The sequence below is a fragment of the Streptomyces sp. NPDC058758 genome (genome assembly GCF_042746075.1).
Taxonomy (GTDB): Bacteria; Actinomycetota; Actinomycetes; order Streptomycetales; family Streptomycetaceae; genus Streptomyces.
Map to the genome: position 1 here is coordinate 28,696 of NZ_JBHYPS010000045.1, position 21,287 is coordinate 49,982.

General features: G+C 73.7%; 13 protein-coding genes and 1 riboswitch. Of the genes, 11 read left to right on the forward strand and 2 right to left on the reverse strand.

Annotation, left to right across the window (positions count from 1 at the left end; all coding sequences use genetic code 11):
* Positions 1–41: 41 nt before the first annotated feature.
* Positions 42–2,501, reverse strand: coding sequence for a DNA topoisomerase IV subunit A (locus tag ACFW6A_RS33960; RefSeq protein ID WP_351849330.1), 2,460 nt, complete (start codon positions 2,499–2,501; stop codon positions 42–44).
* Between the two features lie 182 nt (positions 2,502–2,683).
* Between ACFW6A_RS33960 and ACFW6A_RS33965 the strand changes: the two genes are divergently transcribed.
* The 4 genes from ACFW6A_RS33965 (at position 2,684) to ACFW6A_RS33980 (ending at position 7,442) form a co-directional block, all read left to right on the forward strand.
* Complete coding sequence (locus tag ACFW6A_RS33965; protein ID WP_351849332.1) at positions 2,684–4,036, forward strand: pitrilysin family protein; 1,353 nt, start codon at positions 2,684–2,686, stop codon at positions 4,034–4,036.
* 26 nt (positions 4,037–4,062) lie between these two features.
* Complete coding sequence (locus ACFW6A_RS33970; protein ID WP_386645449.1) at positions 4,063–5,427, forward strand: M16 family metallopeptidase; 1,365 nt, start codon at positions 4,063–4,065, stop codon at positions 5,425–5,427.
* A 198-nt stretch (positions 5,428–5,625) separates the two neighbouring features.
* A riboswitch (cyclic di-AMP (ydaO/yuaA leader) is annotated at positions 5,626–5,786 on the forward strand.
* 8 nt (positions 5,787–5,794) lie between these two features.
* Positions 5,795–6,565: a M23 family metallopeptidase gene (locus ACFW6A_RS33975; RefSeq protein WP_351849334.1), complete on the forward strand. Its 771-nt coding sequence runs from the start codon at positions 5,795–5,797 to the stop codon at positions 6,563–6,565.
* A 193-nt stretch (positions 6,566–6,758) separates the two neighbouring features.
* A complete protein-coding gene (locus ACFW6A_RS33980) occupies positions 6,759–7,442 on the forward strand; it encodes a GntR family transcriptional regulator (protein ID WP_351849337.1) in 684 nt (227 codons plus the stop codon).
* A 153-nt stretch (positions 7,443–7,595) separates the two neighbouring features.
* On the opposite strand, the gene ACFW6A_RS33985 is transcribed toward ACFW6A_RS33980, so the two are convergent.
* Positions 7,596–7,877 carry an HPr family phosphocarrier protein gene (locus ACFW6A_RS33985; RefSeq protein ID WP_043227291.1) on the reverse strand — a complete coding sequence of 94 codons (282 nt, stop codon included), beginning with the start codon at positions 7,875–7,877 and terminating at the stop codon, positions 7,596–7,598.
* A gap of 204 nt (positions 7,878–8,081) precedes the next feature.
* Between ACFW6A_RS33985 and ACFW6A_RS33990 the strand changes: the two genes are divergently transcribed.
* The 7 genes from ACFW6A_RS33990 (at position 8,082) to ACFW6A_RS34020 (ending at position 21,226) form a co-directional block, all read left to right on the forward strand.
* Complete coding sequence (locus ACFW6A_RS33990; RefSeq protein WP_351849340.1) at positions 8,082–11,054, forward strand: GNAT family N-acetyltransferase; 2,973 nt, start codon at positions 8,082–8,084, stop codon at positions 11,052–11,054.
* Between the two features lie 39 nt (positions 11,055–11,093).
* A complete protein-coding gene (locus ACFW6A_RS33995; RefSeq protein WP_043227249.1) occupies positions 11,094–11,693 on the forward strand; it encodes a DUF5998 family protein in 600 nt (199 codons plus the stop codon).
* Positions 11,693–12,898 (forward strand): nucleotide pyrophosphatase/phosphodiesterase family protein, encoded by a 1,206-nt coding sequence (locus ACFW6A_RS34000; RefSeq protein ID WP_351849344.1) that lies wholly within the window; start codon positions 11,693–11,695, stop codon positions 12,896–12,898. Before ACFW6A_RS33995 ends, ACFW6A_RS34000 begins: the two co-directional genes overlap by 1 nt.
* Positions 12,899–12,981: 83 nt before the next feature.
* Positions 12,982–13,632, forward strand: coding sequence for a thymidine kinase (locus ACFW6A_RS34005; protein WP_351849346.1), 651 nt, complete (start codon positions 12,982–12,984; stop codon positions 13,630–13,632).
* Between the two features lie 95 nt (positions 13,633–13,727).
* A complete protein-coding gene (locus tag ACFW6A_RS34010; RefSeq protein WP_386645428.1) occupies positions 13,728–15,998 on the forward strand; it encodes an FG-GAP repeat domain-containing protein in 2,271 nt (756 codons plus the stop codon).
* Positions 15,999–16,119: 121 nt separating this feature from the next.
* Positions 16,120–18,402 carry an FG-GAP repeat domain-containing protein gene (locus tag ACFW6A_RS34015; RefSeq protein ID WP_386645431.1) on the forward strand — a complete coding sequence of 761 codons (2,283 nt, stop codon included), beginning with the start codon at positions 16,120–16,122 and terminating at the stop codon, positions 18,400–18,402.
* A gap of 205 nt (positions 18,403–18,607) precedes the next feature.
* Positions 18,608–21,226 carry a YfhO family protein gene (locus tag ACFW6A_RS34020; protein ID WP_386645434.1) on the forward strand — a complete coding sequence of 873 codons (2,619 nt, stop codon included), beginning with the start codon at positions 18,608–18,610 and terminating at the stop codon, positions 21,224–21,226.
* The last annotated feature ends 61 nt before the right edge of the window (positions 21,227–21,287 follow it).

Here is a 21,287-nt window from a genome sequence, read left to right on the forward strand (position 1 = left end):
GGCTTCGCGTCGTCGGTGCGGGGCCGTGCGCGGTCGTCGGCTCAGACCGCCGGGCCCGCCACGACGTCCACCGTCGCCGGCAGCGGGGTGCCCGAGCCGTCGCGGCGCGGGTCCGGCTCCGGCAGCGCGGCCGGGGCGCCGTTCTTCTGCGCGGCACGGGCCGGCAGGGCGCCCGCCCAGGCCAGGACCAGGACGTCCTCGCCCTTCAGGAAGCGCTGGCAGCGCACGCCGCCGGTCGCCCGGCCCTTGCGCGGGTACTGGTCGAACGGCGTCAGCTTCGCCGAGGTCGCCGCGGAGCCGGTCAAGGTGCCGGTCGAGCCCGCCACCGTGAAGACGGCCGCGTCCGCCGCCGGGTCCACCGCGCCGAAGGACAGCACCTCGGCGCCGGCCGTCAGCTTGATGCCCGCCATGCCGCCGGCCGGGCGGCCCTGCGGGCGCACCTGGGACGCCGGGTAGCGCAGCAGCTGCGCGTCGGAGGTGATGAAGACCAGGTCCTCCTCGCCCGTCCGCAGCTCGGTCGCGCCGACGATCCGGTCGCCGTCCTTGAGGGCGATCACCTCCAGCTCGTCCTTGTTCGCCGGATAATCCGGCACCACCCGCTTGACCACGCCCTGGAGGGTGCCGAGCGCCAGGCCGGGGGAGGACTCGTCCAGCGTGGTCAGGCAGACCACCGTCTCGTCCCCGTCGAGCGACAGGAACTCGCTCAGCGGCGCGCCGCCCGCCAGGTTCGGCGCGGCGGCCGTGTCGGGCAGCTGCGGCAGGTCGATGACCGCGATCCGCAGCAGGCGGCCCGCCGAGGTCACCGCGCCCACGTCGCCGCGCTGGGTGGCCGCCACCGACGAGACGATCACGTCGTGCTTGGTCCGCTTCGCGTCCGGATCGGCCGGCGGCAGCTCCGCCGAGACCGTCCGGGCCAGCAGGCCGGTCGAGGAGAGCAGCACCCGGCACGGGTCGTCCGCGACCTCCAGCGGGACGGCCGCCACGGGGGCGCCCGCAGACTCCAGGAGGACCGTGCGCCGGTCGGTGGCGAACTTCTTCGCGACCGCCGCCAGCTCGGCCGACACCAGCTTGCGCAGCTCCGCGTCGGACTCCAGGATCCCGGTCAGCTCGTCGATCTCGCCGGTCAGCCGGTCGCGCTCGGTCTCCAGCTCCAGGCGGTCGAACTTCGTGAGCCGGCGCAGCGGGGTGTCCAGGATGTACTGGGTCTGGATCTCGCTCAGCGAGAAGCGCTCCATCAGGCGCTCCTTCGCCTGCGCCGAGTTGTCGCTCTCCCGGATGAGGCGGATGACCTCGTCGATGTCGAGGAGCGCGACGAGCAGGCCCTCGACCAGGTGGAGCCGGTCGCGCTTCTTGCCGCGGCGGTACTCGGAACGGCGGCGGACCACCGCGAAGCGGTGGTCGAGGTAGACCTCCAGGAGCTCCTTGAGCCCGAGGGTGAGCGGCTGGCCGTCGACCAGGGCCACGTTGTTGATGCCGAAGGACTCCTCCATCGGCGTCAGCTTGTAGAGCTGCTCCAGGACGGCCTCGGGCACGAAGCCGTTCTTGATCTCGATGACCAGGCGGAGCCCGTGCGCCCGGTCGGTGAGGTCCTTGACGTCGGCGATGCCCTGGAGCTTCTTCGAGCCGACCAGGTCCTTGATCTTGGAGATGACCTTCTCGGGGCCGACCGTGAAGGGCAGTTCGGTGACGACGATGCCCTTGCGGCGGGCCGTCACGGTCTCCACCGCGGTGGTGGCCCGGATCTTGAAGGTGCCGCGGCCCGACTCGTACGCGTCCCGGATGCCGTTCAGGCCGACGATCCGGCCGCCGGTCGGCAGGTCGGGGCCCGGGACGAAGCGCATCAGCGCGTCCAGGTCGGCGTTCGGGTGGCGGATCAGGTGGCGCGCGGCCGCGATCACCTCGCCGAGGTTGTGCGGGGGCATGTTGGTCGCCATGCCGACCGCGATGCCCGAGGCGCCGTTCACCAGCAGGTTCGGGTACGCGGCGGGGAGCGCGACCGGCTCCTGCTCCTGGCCGTCGTAGTTGGGCCCGAAGTCGACCGTGTCCTCGTCGATGGATTCGGTCATCAGCAGGGCGGCCGGGGCCATCCGCGACTCGGTGTACCGCATGGCGGCCGGCGGGTCGTCGTTGCCGAGCGAGCCGAAGTTGCCGTGGCCGTCGACCAGCGGCAGGCGCATGGAGAAGGGCTGCGCCATGCGCACCATGGCGTCGTAGATCGAGGCGTCGCCGTGCGGGTGGAGCTTGCCCATGACCTCGCCGACCACGCGGGCGCACTTGACGAAGCCCCGGTCGGGGCGCAGGCCCATCTCGTTCATCTGGTAGACGATGCGCCGCTGGACCGGCTTCATGCCGTCGCGGGCGTCGGGCAGGGCGCGCGAGTAGATGACCGAGTAGGCGTACTCGAGGAAGGAGCCCTGCATCTCGTCGACGACGTCGATGTCGAGGATCCTCTCCTCGTACGCGTCGTCCGGCGGCGGTGTCTTCGTGCTGCGGCGGGCCATCGCGGCTGCGGCTCCTTCTCCGGCAAAGCTTGAGTCTGACGCGGACCATTGTGGACCGTGCCACCGACAACGCGGACCGCGACCCGGACGAGGGACATCTCCGGGGTCCGGGAACTTCGCCAGGTGTCGGCGCGCTTGCATACAGTGGCAGGACTTTTCAGATCGCGATCGAAGGGACGTACATGCCCATGGGTCACACGGCCACGGCCGAGGCCGGCTCCGGCGGCCTGACAGCGACCGAGCACCGGCTGGCGAACGGCCTGAGGGTGGTCCTCTCCGAGGACCACCTGACCCCGGTCGCCGCGGTCTGCCTCTGGTACGACGTCGGCTCGCGCCACGAGGTCGAGGGCCGCACGGGCCTCGCCCACCTCTTCGAGCACCTGATGTTCCAGGGCTCGAAGCAGGTGCACGGGAACGGCCACTTCGAGCTGGTGCAGGGGGCCGGCGGCTCGCTCAACGGCACGACCAGCTTCGAGCGCACCAACTACTTCGAGACCATGCCGGCCCACCAGCTGGAGCTCGCGCTCTGGCTGGAGGCCGACCGGATGGGCTCGCTGCTCGCCGCCCTCGACGACGAGTCGATGGAGAACCAGCGCGACGTCGTGAAGAACGAGCGCCGCCAGCGGTACGACAACGTGCCGTACGGCACCGCCTTCGAGAAGCTCACCGCGCTCGCGTACCCCGAGGGCCACCCGTACCACCACACCCCCATCGGCTCGATGGCGGACCTGGACGCGGCCACCCTGGAGGACGCGCGGGCCTTCTTCCGCACCTACTACGCGCCCAACAACGCGGTCCTGTCGGTCGTCGGCGACATCGACCCGGAGCAGACGCTCGCCTGGGTCGAGAAGTACTTCGGCTCCATCCCCGGCCACGACGGCAAGCCCGCCCCGCGCGACGGCGCCCTGCCCGAGGTCATCGGCGAGCAGCTGCGCGAGGTCGTCGTCGAGGACGTCCCGGCCCGCGCCCTGATGGCCGCCTACCGGCTGCCGGAGGACGGCACGCGCGCGTGCGACGCCGCCGACCTCGCCCTCACCGTGCTCGGCGGCGGCGAGTCCTCCCGCCTGCACAACCGGCTGGTCCGCCGCGACCGCACCGCCGTCGCCGCCGGCTTCGGCCTGCTCCGGCTCGCCGGCGCCCCCTCCCTCGGCTGGCTGGACGTGAAGACCTCCGGCGGCGTCGAGGTCCCCGCCATCGAGGCGGCCGTCGACGAGGAGCTCGCCCGCTTCGCCGCCGAGGGCCCGACCGCGGAGGAGATGGAGCGCGCCCAGGCCCAGCTGGAGCGCGAGTGGCTCGACCGGCTCGGCACCGTGGCCGGCCGCGCCGACGAACTGTGCCGCTTCGCCGTGCTGTTCGGCGACCCGCAGCTCGCCCTGACCGCGGTCGACCGCGTCCTCGCCGTCACCGCCGACGAGGTGCGCGAGGTGGCCGCGGCCCGGCTGCGCCCGGACAACCGCGCGGTGCTGGTCTACGAGCCCGCGGAGGGCCCGGAAGCCGACGAGAACAGCGACGAGGAAGAGGGAGCGGACCAGTGACCGACGCCGCCGTGTCTCTGACCAGCATGGAGTTCCACCCGCAGCCGCAGGCCGGCGCGGCCAGGCCGTGGGCCTTCCCGGCCCCCGAGCGCGGCGCGCTCGACAACGGCCTGACCGTGCTGCGCTGCCACCGCCCCGGCCAGCAGGTCGTCGCCGTCGAGATCTTCGTCGACGCGCCGCTGGACGCCGAGCCCGAGGGGCTCGACGGCGTCGCCACCATCATGGCGCGCGCCCTCTCCGAGGGGACCACCGAGCGCGGCGCCGAGGAGTTCGCGGCCGAGCTGGAGCGCTGCGGTGCCACCCTCGACGCGCACGCGGACCACCCCGGCGTCCGGGTCTCCCTGGAGGTGCCGGTCTCCCGGCTCCGCAAGGCGCTCGGGCTGGTCGCCGAGGCGCTGATCTCCCCGGCCTTCGACGCCGACGAGGTCAAGCGCCTGGTGGACAACCGCCTCGACGAGATCCCGCACGAGGCGGCCAACCCCAGCCGGCGCGCGGCCAAGCAGCTCTACAAGGAGCTGTTCCCGGCCACCTCCCGGATGTCCCGGCCCCGCCAGGGCACCAAGGAGACGGTGGAGGCCATCGACGCCGAGGCCGTCCGCGCCTTCTACGACGCGCACGTGCGGCCCGCCGCCGCCACGGCGGTCGTCGTCGGCGACCTCACCGGCGTCGACCTCGACGAGGTCCTCGCCGAGACCCTCGGCGGCTGGACCGGCAAGCCGGCCGCGCCGCGCCCGATGCCGCCGATCACCGCCGACGACACCGGACGGGTCGTCATCGTCGACCGCCCCGGGGCCGTCCAGACCCAGCTGCTCATCGGCCGGATCGGCCCCGACCGCCACGACGCCGTCTGGGCCGCGCAGGTCCTCGGCGTCTACTGCCTCGGCGGCACCCTGACGTCGCGTCTGGACGCCGTCCTGCGCGAGGAGAAGGGGTACACGTACGGCGTGCGCGCCTTCGGGCAGGTGCTCCGCTCGGACGGCGAGGGGCACGGCGCCTCGATGCTCGCGATCAGCGGCTCGGTCGACACCCCCAACACCGGCCCGGCCCTGGACGACCTGTGGAAGGTGCTCAGGACCCTGGCCGAGGGCGGTCTGACCGACGCCGAGCGGGACGTCGCGGTGCAGAACCTGGTGGGCGTGGCCCCGCTCAAGTACGAGACCGCGGCCTCGGTCGCCGCGACGCTGTCCGACCAGGTCGAGCAGCACCTCCCGGACGACTACCAGGCCCGGCTGTACGCGCGGCTGGCCGAGACCGGCACGGTCGAGGCCACGGCCGCGGTCGTCAGCGCCTTCCCGGTGGACCGGCTCGTCACCGTCCTGGTGGGCGACGCGGCGCAGATCGAGGAGCCCGTGCGGGCCCTCGGCATCGGCGAGGTGACCGTGGTGAGCTGACCCGCCGTCGGCTCCGGCGGAGGTCCCCGATGCGCGGAAGCGCCGGCGACCTCCGCTTTGTCCGTTATGGAGACAAGGATGATCGTATGCCCTGTGGCATGTCTTACAAATGGGCGAGTCTGTTTGGCGATTGAGATCCGTCCGGCCTAGCGTCGGTCCGTCTGTCCGACCCGACGCACGCGCCGCACCCGCGGCACCCGGACAGCATCGCCGAGTCCCCGTCAGGCGCGAGCCAGGGGAGCCGGGGACCCACGCAGTCCCTGGGGTGAATCGGACGCCTTCGCCACGCGGAGGGGCCCGTAGGAGACCTTCCTGCTCCGAACCCGTCAGCTAACCCGGTAGGCGAGAAGGAAGGAAAGGAACCGTCTTGGCGTTCACCCGTGCCACCGGGAAGCACCGTGGTGCGAGCCGACTGGCTCGCCGCAGCGCCGGCATCGCCGGCGTGGCCGCCCTCGCCACCACCGGCGTCGTCGGCACCCTCGCCTCCCCGGCGCTCGCCGCCGACACGGACAACCGCTCCGCCGAGGACACCGGCCTCACCCAGGTGATCGCCGACGAGTCCCTCGCCGACCAGGTCAGCGCGCAGGCCGCCGCCCAGGAGCGGGAGGCCGCCGAGGCCGAGGCCCGGGCCAAGGCGCGCGCCGAGGCGAAGCGCAAGGCCGAGGCCCGCGCCCAGGAGATCCGCGAGGCCAAGGAGCGCGCGGCCCGCGAGGCCGAGCGCCGCCGCCTCGCCTCCTTCAACCTCCCGGTCGCCGGCTCGTACGTCTCCACCGGCTACAAGACCGGCGGCTCCCTCTGGTCCTCCGGCAGCCACTCCGGCGTCGACTTCCACGCCGCCTACGGCAGCTCGGTCGTCTCCGTCGGCTCCGGCACCGTCGTCGAGGCCGGCTGGGGCGGCGCGTACGGCAACAACATCGTGATCCGGATGAACGACGGCACGTACACCCAGTACGGCCACCTGTCGTCCATCGGCGTCTACGTCGGCCAGTCCGTCGAGCCCGGCCAGCAGATAGGCGTCTCCGGCTCGACCGGCAACTCGACCGGCCCGCACCTCCACTTCGAGGCCCGGACCACCGCCGAGTACGGCTCCGACATCAACCCCGTCGCGTACCTGCGCGCCCGCGGCGTCAGCCTCTGACCCGCCACCCCGCCCAGGAAAGGCCCCGGCTCCCCCGAGCCGGGGCCTTTTCGTCGCCCGGGGACCGGCGCGACCGCCGCCCGGGGGAGGACGAATTCCGAGGGGGCATCGGAATTTCCGGCACACTGCAATAGAGTCGCGGAAACAGCGCCGCTCGAATTCGGTGCACGCGGAGCGAAAGCGGAGGTCGGACATGCGGGTTCCCGCGCAATCGGTATGCACGGCGATCCGGGACGACATCGTCTCGGGGATCTTCGAGCGCGGCGGCCGGCTGACCGAGGACCAGCTCGCCCGCCGCTACGGCGTCTCCCGCGTCCCGGTCCGCGAGGCCCTGCGCACCCTGGAGTCCGAGGGCTTCGTCGTCAGCCGCCGCCACGCGGGCGCCCAGGTCGCCGAACCCACCGAACAGGAGGCCGCCGACCTCCTCGACGTACGGGCGCTGCTCGAACCGCTCGGCGCCGCCCGGGCCGCCCAGCGGCGCACCGACGCCCACCTCAAGGTGCTCCGCGGCCTGGTCAGGCTGGGGCAGGAGCGGGCCCGCCGGGGGCAGGGCGAGGACCTCAGGGCGCTCGGCGGCTGGTTCCACGAGACCCTCGCGCAGGCCTCCGGCAGCCCGGCGCTCGCCGCGCTGCTCACCCAGCTGCGCCACAAGATCGCCTGGATGTACGCGGTGGACCTGCCGGACCGGCCGGTGGACGTCTGGGCCGAGCACGGGGCGATCGTCGACGCCGTCGCGCGCGGGGACGCCGAGCGGGCCCGCGCGCTCACCGCCCTGCACGCCGAGCGCGCGCTCCCGCTGCACCGGCTGAAAAGGCCCGAGCGGGGCCGTGTGAGGGTTTCGCAACATGCCGTCAACACGGCGAGTGCCCGGAATTAACACGGACACCGTATACAAAGAATAGCTATTCGGAGGCGTCCTCCGTGCTGCCCGAAAAAGAAAACGGGACGGCTCCGGAAATGCCGGACGGCCGTGTCCGCCGGGAATTCCGGGAACACGGCCGTACCGAGAAGACGTGGATCGACCCGCCGGTCAGACCGTCTCGGGAAGCTCGTCGAGGCCCTCGGCCACCAGCTTGGCGAGGCGCTCCAGCGCGGCCTCGGCACCCTCGGCGTCCGAAGCGAGCACGATCTCCTCGCCGCCCTGCGCGCCCAGGCCGAGCACCGCGAGCATCGACGCGGCGTTGACCGGGTTGCCGTCGGCCTTGGCGATGGTCACGGGGACACCGGAGGCCGTGGCGGCACGGACGAAGATGGAGGCGGGGCGGGCGTGCAGGCCCTCGGCCCAGCCGACGTTGACGCGGCGCTCAGCCATGGTGTTGCCCTTCAGGTCTTCAGCGGTTGTCTAGACCAGTCTCTCACGGCGTGCGGCGTGCTCCTGCCGACCTTCGTCCCGCATCCGTGCGACGTTCGGCCCTCCTTACCTTGCACGCGGTGCGGAGGGCGCGCGAGCCGTGCACCGCAGAGGAGTGGGTGCGCGGGCGGTGCCGGTGTCGCACCCCGGCCGTAGGCTTTGCCCATGCGGAGCGCGTCGGAGCAGGCGGACGGACCGGACGGACCGGGCGGCGGAGCGGGCGGCGGACCGGCCGGGGGAGCGGACGGCCGCCCGGCCCCGGAGGAGCACGCCTACCCCGACCACTGGGAGGCAGACGTCGTGCTCCGCGACGGCGGCACCGCGCGCATCCGGCCCATCACCGCCGACGACGCGGACCGGCTCGTCAGCTTCTACGAGCAGGTCTCGGACGAGTCGAAGTACTACCGCTTCTTCGCCCCCTACCCCCGGCTCTCCGCCAAGGACGTCCACCGCTTCACCCACCACGACTTCGTCGACCGGGTCGGCCTCGCCGCCACCGTCGGCGGCGAGTTCATCGCCACCGTCCGCTACGACCGGATCAACGACCTCGGCCGCCCCGCCTCCTTCCCCGCCGACGAGGCCGAGGTCGCCTTCCTCGTCCAGGACGCCCACCAGGGCCGGGGCGTCGCCTCCGCCCTCCTCGAACACATCGCGGCCGTCGCCCGCGAGCGCGGCATCCGCCGCTTCGCCGCCGAGGTGCTCCCCGCCAACACCAAGATGATCAAGGTGTTCACGGACGCCGGGTACACCCAGAAGCGCAGCTTCGAGGACGGCTCCGTCCGCCTCCACCTCGACCTGGAGCCGACCGACCGCTCCCTCGCCGTCCAGCGCGCCCGCGAGCAGCGCGCCGAGGCCCGCTCCGTCCAGCGGCTCCTCGCCCCCGCATCGGTCGCCGTCGTCGGCGCCGGGCGCGCCCCCGGCGGAGTCGGCAGGACCGTCCTGCGGAACCTGCTGGACGCCGGCTTCAAGGGCCGGGTGTACGCGGTCAACCCGGGGCTCGGCGACGGCGAGGGCGAACTCGACGGCGTGCCCGCCTTCCCCTCCGTCGCGGCCGTCGGCGCCCCCGTCGACCTCGCGGTCGTCGCCGTCCCCGCCGAACGGGTCCCCGAGGTCGTCGCCGACTGCGGCGAACACGGCGTGCGGGGCCTGGTCGTCCTCTCCGCCGGATACGCCGAGAGCGGCACCGAGGGCCGCGCCCGGCAGCGGGCCCTGGTCCGCCAGGCCCGCTCGTACGGCATGCGGATCATCGGCCCCAACGCCTTCGGCATCATCGACACCGCCGACGACGTCCGGCTCAACGCCTCCCTCGCCCCCGAGATGCCCGCCGCCGGCCGCATCGGGCTCTTCACCCAGTCCGCCGCCATCGGCGTCGCCCTGCTCGCCCGGCTGCACCGGCGCGGGGCCGGCCTCTCCTCCTTCATCTCCGCCGGCAACCGCGCGGACGTCTCCGGCAACGACGTCCTCCAGCACTGGTACGACGACCCCGCGACCGACGTCGTCCTCCTCTACCTGGAGTCGATCGGCAACCCGCGCAAGTTCACCCGGCTCGCCCGTCGCACCGCCGCCGTCAAGCCGGTCGTCGTCGTCAAGGGCGCCCGCCACAGCGGCAGCGCCCCGCCCGGCCACCGGGTCCCCGTCACCCGCGTCCCGCACGCCACCGTCGACGCGCTGCTCCGCCAGGCGGGCGTCATCCGCGTGGACACCGTCACCGAACTCGTCGACGCCGGGGTGCTGCTCGCCGGGCAGCCGCTCCCGGCCGGACCGCGCGTCGCGATCCTCGGCAACTCCGAGTCCCTCGGCCTCCTCGCGTACGACGCCTGCCTCACCGAGGGGCTGCGCCCGCAGCGGCCCCTCGACCTGACGACCGCCGCCACCCCCGCCGACTTCCGGGACGCGCTCGCCGCCGCCCTCGCCGACGACACCTGCGACGCGGTCGTCGTCACCACGATCCCCTGGGTCGGCATCGAGGGCACCACCGAGGTGCTGGCCGCCTCCCTCCGCGAGGCCGTCGCCGGCAGCGGGGCCGCGGGCGCCGCCAAGCCGGTCGTCGTCGTGCACGTCGAGATGGGCGGCCTCGCCGAGGCCCTGTCCGCCGCCACCAGCACCCGCCCCACCCCCTCCCGCACCCGCCGCCCGGCCGCCCCCGCACCCTCCTCCGTGCCCGCCTCCGCGACCCCGGAGGCACAGGAGCCGCCGGAGACACAGGAAGCCCCAGGGGCACAGGAGGCGCAGGAGCCGCCCGAGCAGGCCGCCCCCGCCCGGAACATCCCCGCCTACCCCGCCGCCGAGCGGGCCGTCCGGGCGCTCGCCGAGGCCGTGCGGTACGGCCAGTGGCGCCGGCAGGCCGCCGACCCGGGCCGGGTCCCGGAGTACGACGGCATCGACGAGTCCGGCGCCGCCGCGCTCATCGCCCGCGTGCTCGGCGAGCGGGGCGCCGGGCAGGAGTCCCGAGGAGTGACCCTCACCACCGACGAGGCCGGCGAACTGCTCGGCCGGTACGGCATCGCCGTCCGCCCCACCCTGCCCGCGCCCGGCCCCGACGAGGCCGTCGCGGCCGCCGCCCGGCTCGGCTATCCGGTCGCGCTCAAGACCACCGCCCCCCACCTGCGCCACCGCCCGGACCTCGGCGGCGTCCGGCTCGACCTGGCGACCGAGGAGCAGCTGCGCACCGCCTACGCCGAGCTGGCCGAGGCCCTCGGCAAGCCCGAGGAGCTCCAGCCGGTCGTCCAGGCGATGGTGCCCCGCGGCGTCGACACCGTCGTGCGCGCCGCCATCGACCCCGCCGTCGGCGCCGTGCTCTCCTTCGGGCTGGCCGGCGCCGCCTCCGAGCTGCTCGGCGACACCGCCCACCGGCTGGTCCCGGCCACCGACCGGGACGCCGCCGAGCTGGTCCGCTCCATCCGCACCGCCCCGCTGCTCTTCGGCTGGCGCGGCTCGGCCCCCGTCGACACCCCGGCCCTGGAGGAGCTGCTGCTCCGGGTCTCCCGGCTGGTCGACGACCATCCGGAGATCGTCTCCGTCGCGCTCGAACCGGCCGTGGTCGCCCCCAGCGGCGTCTCCGTCCTCGGCGCCGCGGTCCGGCTCGCCCCGCCCCCGCCCACCACCGACCTCGGCCCCCGCCGCCTGCCCAGCTACTGAAGGGCCGGGGGATGCCCGCGGCCCCGTAGGATGGAGTCCATGGTGAAGAGCGGTACGACGACCCAGGGGCTGCGCGCGGCGATCGAGCGCAGCGGCTACTACCCGGCACTCGTGGCCGAGGCGGTGGAGGCTGCCGTCGGCGGCGAGGACGTCGCGTCGTACGTGGTCCACCAGGAGACCACCTTCGACGCCAACGAGGTCCGGCGCCACGTCACCGTGCTCGTGCTGACCCCGAGCCGCTTCATCGTCAGCCACACCGACGAGCAGGCGGCCGACAACAGCTCGCCGAGCCCCTACGCCACCACGTCCACCGAGTCCGTGAAGCTGGACCGGATCTCGTCGGTCGTGGTCAGCCGGGTCGTCGCCAACCCGGAGTCGTACACCCCGGGCACCGTGCCCCGCGAGGTCGTCCTCACCATCGGCTGGGGCGCCGTCTCCCGGATCGACCTGGAGCCCGCCGCCTGCGGCGACCCGAACTGCGACGCCGACCACGGCTACACCGGCAACGCCACCGCCGACGACCTCAGCCTGCGGGTCAGCGAGGCCGGCGACGGCCCGGACACCGTCCGGCAGACCCTCACCTTCGCCCAGGCGCTCTCCGAGGCCACCGCCGACACCGCCCCGACGGCCGGCCGCTGATGGCCCAGCCGACCTCCGTCGCCCACGGCTGGCCGGACGACCCGGTGCCGCTCGCGCCCGAGACCGCGCCGGTGCCCGCGTACGGCTCCGGCTCCCTCGGCGACCTGCTGCCCACCCTCGTCGCCGGCCAGGGCGTGCCCGGCTTCGACGCGCGGATCGCCGAGCTGGCCCCGGCCGACCGGGTCTGCGTCTTCCTCGTCGACGGGCTCGGCTGGGAGCAGATCCTGGCCCACCCGGACGAGGCGCCCTACCTGACCTCGCTGCTCGGCAGCTCGCGCGGCGGCACCGGCCGGCCGATCACCGCGGGCTTCCCCGCCACCACCGCGACGTCGCTGGCCTCCGTCGGCACCGGCCGCGCCCCCGGCGCCCACGGCCTCGGCGGCTACACGGTCCGCAACCCGGAGACCGGCGAGCTGATGAACCAGCTCAAGTGGCGTCCCTGGACCCCGCCGAAGGCCTGGCAGCCGTACCCGACGGTCTTCCAGCAGGCCCACGCGGCCGGGATCCACACCGCGCAGGTCTCCTCCCCGATCTTCGAGCAGACCCCGCTGACGCAGATCGCGCTCAGCGGCGGCATCTTCCATGGCCGCCTCTCCGGCGAGGAGCGGATGGACCTCGCCGCCGAGCAGCTGGCCGGCGGCGACCGCTCGCTGGTCTACACGTACTACAGCGAGCTCGACGGCGCCGGGCACCGCTTCGGCCTCGACTCCGACGCCTGGCGCGGCCAGCTGATGCTGGTCGACCGGCTGGCCCGGCGGCTCGCCGAGCAGCTGCCCGCCCGCTCGGCGCTGTACATCACCGCCGACCACGGCATGGTCGACGTGCCCTTCGACGAGGAGCACCGGATCGACGTCGACGAGGACTGGGAGCTGCGCGCCGGCGTCGCCCTCCTCGGCGGCGAGGGCCGGGCCCGGCACGTCTACGCCGTCCCCGGCGCCGAGGCCGACGTCCTCACCTGCTGGCGCGAGGTCCTCGGCGAGCAGTTCTGGGTGGCGGGCCGCGACGAGGCGATCGCCCTCGGCTGGTTCGGCGACACGGTCGACGAGCGGGTGTACGGCCGGATCGGCGACGTCGTCGCCGCGGCCCACGAGGACGTGGCGCTCGTCGCGTCCGTCAACGAGCCGCTGGAGACCCGGATGGCCGGCATGCACGGCTCGATGACCCCCGCCGAGCAGCTCGTGCCGCTCCTCGAAGTCCGCACCTGACGCCCCCGCGGCCGCGACCCCGTCCCGGCCGCGGCCCCGTCACCTCCCTCCCGTACCCCGACCCGAAAGGTCCCCGACCCGTCATGCCCGAGCTGGTGTTCTTCTCCGGAACGATGGACTGCGGAAAGAGCACACTGGCTCTCCAGATCGCGCACAACCGCGACGCGCGCGGGCTCCAGGGCGTGATCTTCACCCGGGACGACCGGGCGGGCACGGGGAAGCTGTCCTCCCGGCTCGGCCTGGTGACCGAGGCCGTCGAGGCGCCGGAGGGGATGGACGTCTACGCGTACCTCGTCGACCAGCTCTCCCAGGGCGGCAAGGCCGACTACGTGATCGTCGACGAGGCGCAGTTCCTCGCCCCGACCCAGATCGACCAGCTCGCCAGGATCGTCGACGACCTCGGGCTCGACGTCTACGCCTTCGGCATCACGACCGATTTCCGCACCAAGCTCTTCCCCGGCTCGCAGCGGCTCATCGAGCTCGCCGACCGGATCGAGCAGCTCCAGGTGGAGGCGCTGTGCTGGTGCGGCGCCCGCGCCACCCACAACGCGCGGACCGTCGGCGGCCACATGGTCGTCGAGGGCGAGCAGGTCGTCGTCGGCGACGTGAACACCGCCGCTGAAGTGGTCGGTTACGAGGTGCTGTGCCGCCGCCACCACCGGCGCCGGATGACGAGCGCGAGCTCCCGCGCGGGGTCCCTCTCCCCGGACGTGCTGCCGGTCAACCCGGCCTGATCCTCGTTCACTCGTACAACTTTTCGGTCGGGGTGCAGGTCTCAGGGGTGGCGCACGCAGTCAGGCGTGCCGTGATGACTTCCCTGGGGGAACCCATGAACTTCGCACGCACGACCGGCCGTCGGAGGGTGTCCGCCGCGATCACCACGGTCCTCGCCGTGACGCTCGGCGCGGGCGCCCTGGCGGTCCCGGCGGGCGCGGCGCCCCTGCCCGCCGCCGCGGCGGCCGAGGCGGGAACGGAGGCGGCGCCCCTCCCGTACCCGGCGGGCGTCTCCTCGTTCGAGGCGGTCGGAAAGACCGGTTTCCTGACCAAGAACTGGTCGAGCAGCGCGCCTCTCGTGTTCACCTGGACCCGGTTCGCGGACGGTTCGACCACCACGATCGACGCCCCGGTGGCCGACTCCACCGGCACGGACGTGATCATGACCGGCAAGGGGTCGACCCCCCGCCGTTCCCTGGTCCTCCAGCTCCGTGACATGGCCGACGGGGGCCGGTCCGTCACGATGGACCTCCGTCCGCTGAACGCCGTCTACGTGCAGGCCGTCTCGAAGGACACGATCCTGGCGGAGGTGACGAAGCCGGACGGTTCCGCGGAGCTGCGCCTGGTCACCAGCGCCGGCGGCGCCCTCACCCAGCGGAAGATCGAGGGCATCCCGTCCGACGCCCGGAGCTTCGAGTCCACCCCCGCCCGCGACGGCTCCGTCCTCGTCGACTACTACCGGCCGGGCGACGGCACCTACCAGGTCGCCGCCGTCGATCTCGCCGCCGCCAAGGCGGTGTTCACCGACGAGCACGCCCGGGTCTCCCGCGACCCCCACCGGGAATACGCCTCGATCTCCGCGACGCACCTCGCCTGGGTGAGCGGTAAGATGATCGTCACCGCGAACCAGGCCACCGGCGCCACGTCCTCCGAGATCTCGGGCTACGAGGGCGAGGGACTCTCCCTCACCGCAGGCCTGCTGGGTTCGTGGGTGACGTTCGGCACCCCGACGTCCCTGGAGGGGAACGGCTACGGCACCACCGATGAGGTGCTCCCGTACATGGCGCTGGACCTGGACTCGGGCGAGACGATCACGCTCCTCGACTACGTCGGGGTGCCCCGCACCGCTGCGGACGGCTCCGTGTTCGTGCTCGGCGGCACCGTCGAGCACGGCGAGGGCCTCTACCGGGTCTCGCTCGGCGCGGACGGCAGGCCTGCCGTCGAGATGGTCGCCACCACCGGGAAGCCGACGCAGCTGGTCCACCTCGGCACGCGGTTCCCGCAGCCCTTCGACCTCGCCGGGCCTGCTCCGCTCAAGTGGAGGATGTCCCGGGACAACGCCGACATCGACCTGCGGATCACCCACCGCGCTACCGGCAGGTTCTTCTCGAAGAAGCTGCACCTCTACACGGAGTCCGCCGGCAGCCCCTACTACTACGGTCCCGGGGAGTTCGGCATCACCTGGGCGGAGGTCGCCGCCGGCATGGGCGCGGACACTCCGTCCGGCACGTACGACTGGTCGTACACGGCCGTCCCGCAGAACGGCATCGGTCCGGACCTGAAGGCCTCCGGCAGCTTCACGGCCGGCCGGAACCTTCCCACCCAGCACGACACCAACCGGGACGGCACCCCCAACCTGCTGGCCCGTGACGCCGAGGGCGTGCTGTGGAACCTCCCCACCGAGTACGACATCGACCGGAAGTCCCTCGTGAGGGACTCCGCTCCCCTCCGGATCGGCAGCGGCTGGCAGGTCTACGACCGGATCGAGATGCTCGGATCCGTCGGCCACGGACCCTCCGACTACATCGCCCGGGACAAGGACGGCGTCCTGTGGCTGTACGACGTCACCGGCTCGGGCACCCAGCCCCGCCAGCGGATCGGCGGCGGCTGGAACACCTACACCCAGCTCGTCGGCGGCAGCGACCTGGACGGCGACGGTCGTCCGGACCTGGTGGCCGTGGACAAGGCGGGCGCGCTGTGGTTCTACAAGAACACCGGGAACGTGGCCGCGCCGTTCGCCGCGCGGAAGAAGATCGGCACCGGTGGGTGGGGGATCTACAACCGGATCACGGCCACCGGCAACATCGGTGGCGCCGCCGCCGGTGACCTCGTCGCCCGCGACAAGGACGGCGTGCTGTGGCTGTACCTGGGCAAGGGTGACGGCACCTTCGCCGCGCGCAAGCAGATCGGTGGCGGGTGGAACGCGTACACGGACACCATCGGGATCGGTGACGGCAACTACGACGGCCGCCCCGACCTGTTCGCGTACGGGCCGAACAAGACGGCCTACTTCTACGCCGGGACGGGCGACTACCGGAAGCCCTTCGGGCCCCGTGTCGCCAGCCCCGTCCTGACCGGCCAGCCCGCCTACAACCACGTCCTCTGATCCACCCCGCAGGGCCGGCCGAACTTCGCAGATCCGTACAACCTTCCGGTCCGGGCGGAAGTCTGACTGAACGGCGCGGGTACGAATGCGCCTTCAACTGGCTTCTGGGGAGGTACCTCTCATGTCCGGATCCACGAACCGCCAGGGCGTCTCCGCCGCGATCACCGCCGTCCTCGCCGTCACGCTCGGCGCGGGCCTCCTGGCGGTTCCGGCCACCGCCGTTCCCCTGCCCCGCGCCGCGTCGGCCGGGGTGGGGTCGGAGGCGGCGCCCCTCGCCTACCCGGCGAACGCCTTCTCCTTCGACGCCGCCGGGAAGACCGGCTTCCTGACCCGCGGATGGGAGGGCGGCCGGCCGGTGTTCAAGTGGACCCGGTTCGCGGACGGTTCGGCCACCACGATCGACGCGCCGGTGGCCGACTTCTCCGGCACGGACGTGATCATGACCGGGAAGGGGCGGACACCCGCCCGTTCTCTGGTCCTCCAGCTCCGTGACATGGCCGACGGCGGCCGGACCGTCACGATGGACCTGCGCCCGCTGAACGCCACCTACGTGAAGGCCGTCTCCAAGGACACGATCCTGGCGGAGGTGACGAAGCCGGACGGTTCCGTCGAGCTGCACCTCGTCACCAGCACGGGCGGCACCCTCGCCCAGCGGAAGATCGAGGGCATCCCGGCGAACGCCTGGGGCATCCACGCCACCCCGGTCCGCGACGGCTCCGTCCTCGTCGACTACCGCCGGACGGGCGACACGACCGGATCCCACGTCGCCGCGGTCGACCTCGCCACCGCGAAGGCGGTCTTCTCCCGCGAGAACGCCCCGCTCACCAGCAGCCGGTTCCGGGAGTACAGCGCGGTCTCCGCCACGCACCTGGCCTGGGTGGGCAAGGAGGGGAAGATCGTCACCGTGGACCGCGCCACCGGCACCGAATCCTCGTTCACGGGCTACGACGGCCAGGGACTCGGCCTCACCGTGGGCCTGACGGGCTCGTGGCTGACGTACGGCACCCCGTCGTCCCTCAAGGGGGACGGCTTCGGCAACGTCCTCCCGGTGGTGCCGTACACGGCGAAGTCCCTGACCACGGGCGAGACGTTCCAGCTCCTCGACTACGTCAGCGAGGCCATCCCCGGCCCCGACGGCACGCTGCTCGTGCGCGGCGGCAGCGTCGAGGACGGTGACGGGCTCTTCCGGATCGCGCTCGGCGCGGACGGCAGGCCGACCGCCCGGATGGTCGCCACCACTGGGGAGCCGGTGGAGCTCCGCTACCTCGGCCAGCGGTTCCCGGACCGCTACGACCTGGCGGGCTCGATCCCCCTCAAGTGGCAGCTGTCCCGCGACAACGCCGATGTCGACCTGACGATCACGCACCGCGCGACCGGCAAGTCCTTCTCGAAGACGCTGCACCTCTACACGGAGTCCGCGGGCAGCGAGTACCTCTACGACCACGAGACCTTCGGCATCACCTGGGCCCAGATCGCGGCCGAGTCCCCGATGGGCAAGGACGCCGAGGCCGGCGCGTACGACTGGTCGTTCACGGCCCGCCCGCAGAACGGCGTCGGCCCGGACCTGAAGGTATCCGGCAGCTTCACCGCCGGCAGGTACCTCTCCACCCCGCACGACCTCAACTGGGACGGCAACCCCGACCTGCTGGCCCGTGACGCCCAGGGCGTGCTCTGGTTCGCCGCGAGCGAGTACGACCCGGCCGGGAAGACCCTGGTGCGCAGTTACGACCCCCACCGGATCGGCGGCGGCTGGCAGGTCTACGACCGGATCGAGACCGTCGGCGGCATCGAATCCGGCGCCACCGACTTCGTCGCCCGCGACAAGAGCGGCGTCCTGTGGCTGTACGACGTGACGGACAGCGGCTACGGAATGAAGATCGCGGCCCGGAAGCGGATCGGCGGCGGCTGGAACACCTACACCCAGCTCGCCGGCGGCAGCGACCTGGACGGCGACGGCCGCTCCGACCTGGTGGCCACCGACAAGGCGGGTGCCCTGTGGTTCTACAAGAACACCGGGAACGTGGCCGCGCCCTTCGCCGCGCGGAAGAAGATCGGCACCGGCGGCTGGGGCGTCTACAACCGGATCACGGCCACCGGCGACATCGGCGGCGCCGCCGCCGGTGACCTCGTCGCCCGCGACAAGGACGGCGTGCTGTGGCTCTACCTCGGCAGGGGCGACGGCACCTTCGCGGCCCGCAAGCAGATCGGCGGCGGCTGGAACGCCTACACCGACACCATCGGGATCGGTGACGCCAACTACGACGGCCGCCCCGACCTGTTCGCGTACGGGCCGAACAAGACGGCCTACTTCTACGCCGGTACCGGCGACTACCGGAAGCCCTTCGGCCCCCGCGTCGCGAGCCCCGTCCTGACCGGCCGGCCCGCCTACAACCACGTCCTCTGATCCGGTCCGCCGGGCCTCCGGCGGACCGGCGGCGCGGCCCGGTGTCCCTCCCGGCGACGGGGGTGACACCGGGTGTTCACCCGGGGGCCGCCGGGAGATCGCCGGGTGATCCACTTCGGGTCGCCCGAACCAGGAGTAATGGGTTCGTCCCGCCGTGCGTTCGCCGCGGGTGATCGACGAGAGCCCCGTGCTCCCTGGAGGACCCGTGCCACCCGCCGCCACACCCGCGCCCGCCCCCGACCGGGAGGCGGCACGGGGCGGCCCCCGCCGGGCCCGGAACCCGCTGCTCCTCGCGCCCGCCGGGGCCGGCCTGCTCACGGCCGCCGTCTTCGTCCTGGCCACCGCGCTCGCCCGCAGCCACCCCCTCGGCCCGTACACCCGGAACGTCGTCGACCTCGGCCAGCAGTACCTGCCCTACCACGCCTACTGGCGCGCCTTCCTGCTCGGCGACACCCACGGCGACGCCTTCCTCAACTGGAACTCCGGCTTCGGCGCGGGCTTCCTCGGCGACATCGGCACCTACCTGAGCAGCCCCTTCTCGCTCCTCGTCGTCCTCTTCCCGGCCGACCGGCCGGAACTCGCGCTGTACGTCATCACCACGCTCAAGATCACCGCGGCGGGCGCGGCGATGGCCGCCCTGCTGATCCGGCTCCACCCGGCCGGACGACCCGGCGGCCCGTGGCCGCTCGCCGCGCTCCTCGGCGCCGCGTACGCGCTCTCCGGCTGGACCTTCAACCACGGCGCCTCCGTGCCCATGTGGCTGGACGGGCTGATCGCCTTCCCGCTGCTCTGCCTGGTCGCGGAGTGGACCCGCGCCGGCCGCCGGCCGGTGCTCGGACCGCTGGTCGTCGCCGCCGCCTGGACCGCCAACTTCTACACCGCCTACATGGCCACCCTCGGCGCGGCCCTCTTCCTCGCCGTCCGGCTGCTCACCGCCGGTCCCGGGACCACCGCCCGGCAGCGGCTCGCCACCCTGCTCCGGGCCGGACGGACCGTGGGCCTGGGCATCGGACTCGCCGCCCCGCTCGTCCTCGTCGTCTTCAGCGGGACCCGGTACGCCGACCCGACGCCCGAGACGGTCTTCGCCCCCGCCTCCTGGCCCGAACTGCTCGGCCGCTTCCTGCCCGCCACCGCCAACGTGGACACGCCCGCCCTCTTCATCGGCACGCCCGCCCTCCTCCTCGCCCTCACGCTGCCCTTCAACCGGGCCGTCGCCCCGCGCGTGCGGCTCGGCTGGACGGCGCTGATCGTCCTGGTGACGCTCTCGCTCCAGTGGGGTCCGACCCACCTCCTCTGGCACGCCGGCGCCTCGCCCAACGGCAACCCGTACCGCCAGACCTTCGTGCTCTGCGGGCTGCTGCTGATCGCCGCCTGGCTCTCCGCCGCCCCCGGCGTGCCCCGCCCGGCCGCCCTGCTCGGCGCCGCCGCCGTCCTCGCGGCGCTCGCCCTCGCCGCCCGGAGCAGCGCCGACATCGACGCCTGGAGCTACCCGGCCGCGGCCGCCGCCCTGCTGCTCGCCCTCACCGCCTCGGCCCTCGTCCCGCGCCCCGGCCGGCCCGCCGCCTCCCGCGTGCTGCCCGTCGCCGGAGCCGTCGTCCTGCTCGCCGCCCAGACGGGGGAGAGCGCCGTCAGCGGGATGCGCGTCGAGCAGCAGCAGCGCGCCGACGTCGCCTGGGCGCCCCGGATCGGCACCTGGCAGCGGGCGGTGGCCGCCGAGGTGGCCCGCGCCGACGCCTGGCCCGCGTACCGCACCGACCCCGGCCCGCTGCCCGGAGGCAACGAACCCCTGCTCCTCGGCGGCGAGGGCGCCGACGCCTACTCCAGCCTCACCACCGAGAACACCTCCCGCACCCTGGACTCCCTCGGCTTCGGCCACTACGCCAAGGGCCGCCACCCCGAGACCCTCGACAACCCCGTCACCGACGCGATCTTCTCCATCGGCACCCGGATCCGCTCCGAGGCCACCGAGCCGGTGCGCCAGGACGCCGCGCCCCGCGGCAGCGCGACCGCCGCCACCACCCCCGTACCGCCGCTCGTCACCGTCCACCCGGCCGGGAACGCGACCGTGGACCCCGCCGACTCCGCCTTCCGCAACCAGGAACTCCTCCTCGGCTCCTCCGTCTACACCCTGCCCGCCGTCCGCCGCGCCGGCACCGTCCTGACCGCCCGCTGCCCGGCCGGCTCCGAGGTCTGGCTCTGGGCACCCGAATACAAGGGCACCGCCGCCCTCGCCGGCGCCGCCCCCGCCGACTACGACGGCCGCCCGCCCGCCGTCCGCGCCCCGATGCGCGCCCTCGGCACCGTCCCGCCCGGCGGCCGGATCCGCATCGACCTGCTGCCCGAAGGACGCCCCACCCTGCCCCGCCAGTCCGTCGGCTGCCTCGACCGCTCCCGCCTCGCCGCCGCCGTCACCCGGCTCACCGCCACCGGCGCCACCCGCGTCACCGCCACCGGCCACGGCCTCACCGCCGAACTGCCCCCCGGCAGCACCGGCACCGCCGTCGTCGCCGTGCCCCGCGCCACCGGCTGGCGGTGCGCGGCCGGTGACGCCGAATCCGTCTCCGCCCGCTCCCACCGGGGCCTGCTCGCCGTCCCCCTGGACGGCCGCGCGACCCGCGTGAGCTGCTCCTTCCGGCCCCCCGGCGTCCGCCTCGGCGCCGCCGTCGGAGGCGCCGCGCTCCTCGCCCTGCTCGCCACCGCGCTCCTCGCCCGGCGGACCCGGAACGGTTCGCACCCGGGACGGCAAGAGTTCACCGGCCGTCCACACGAGGCTCGTTCGGGCGGCCGGGACGGCGATTACGCTGCCCGCCGTACCGGCGCCTGACAGCCGGAAGACACCCCGGCTCCACCGCGCACGGCCTTCCGTGCGCCGCCCCCGATTCCAT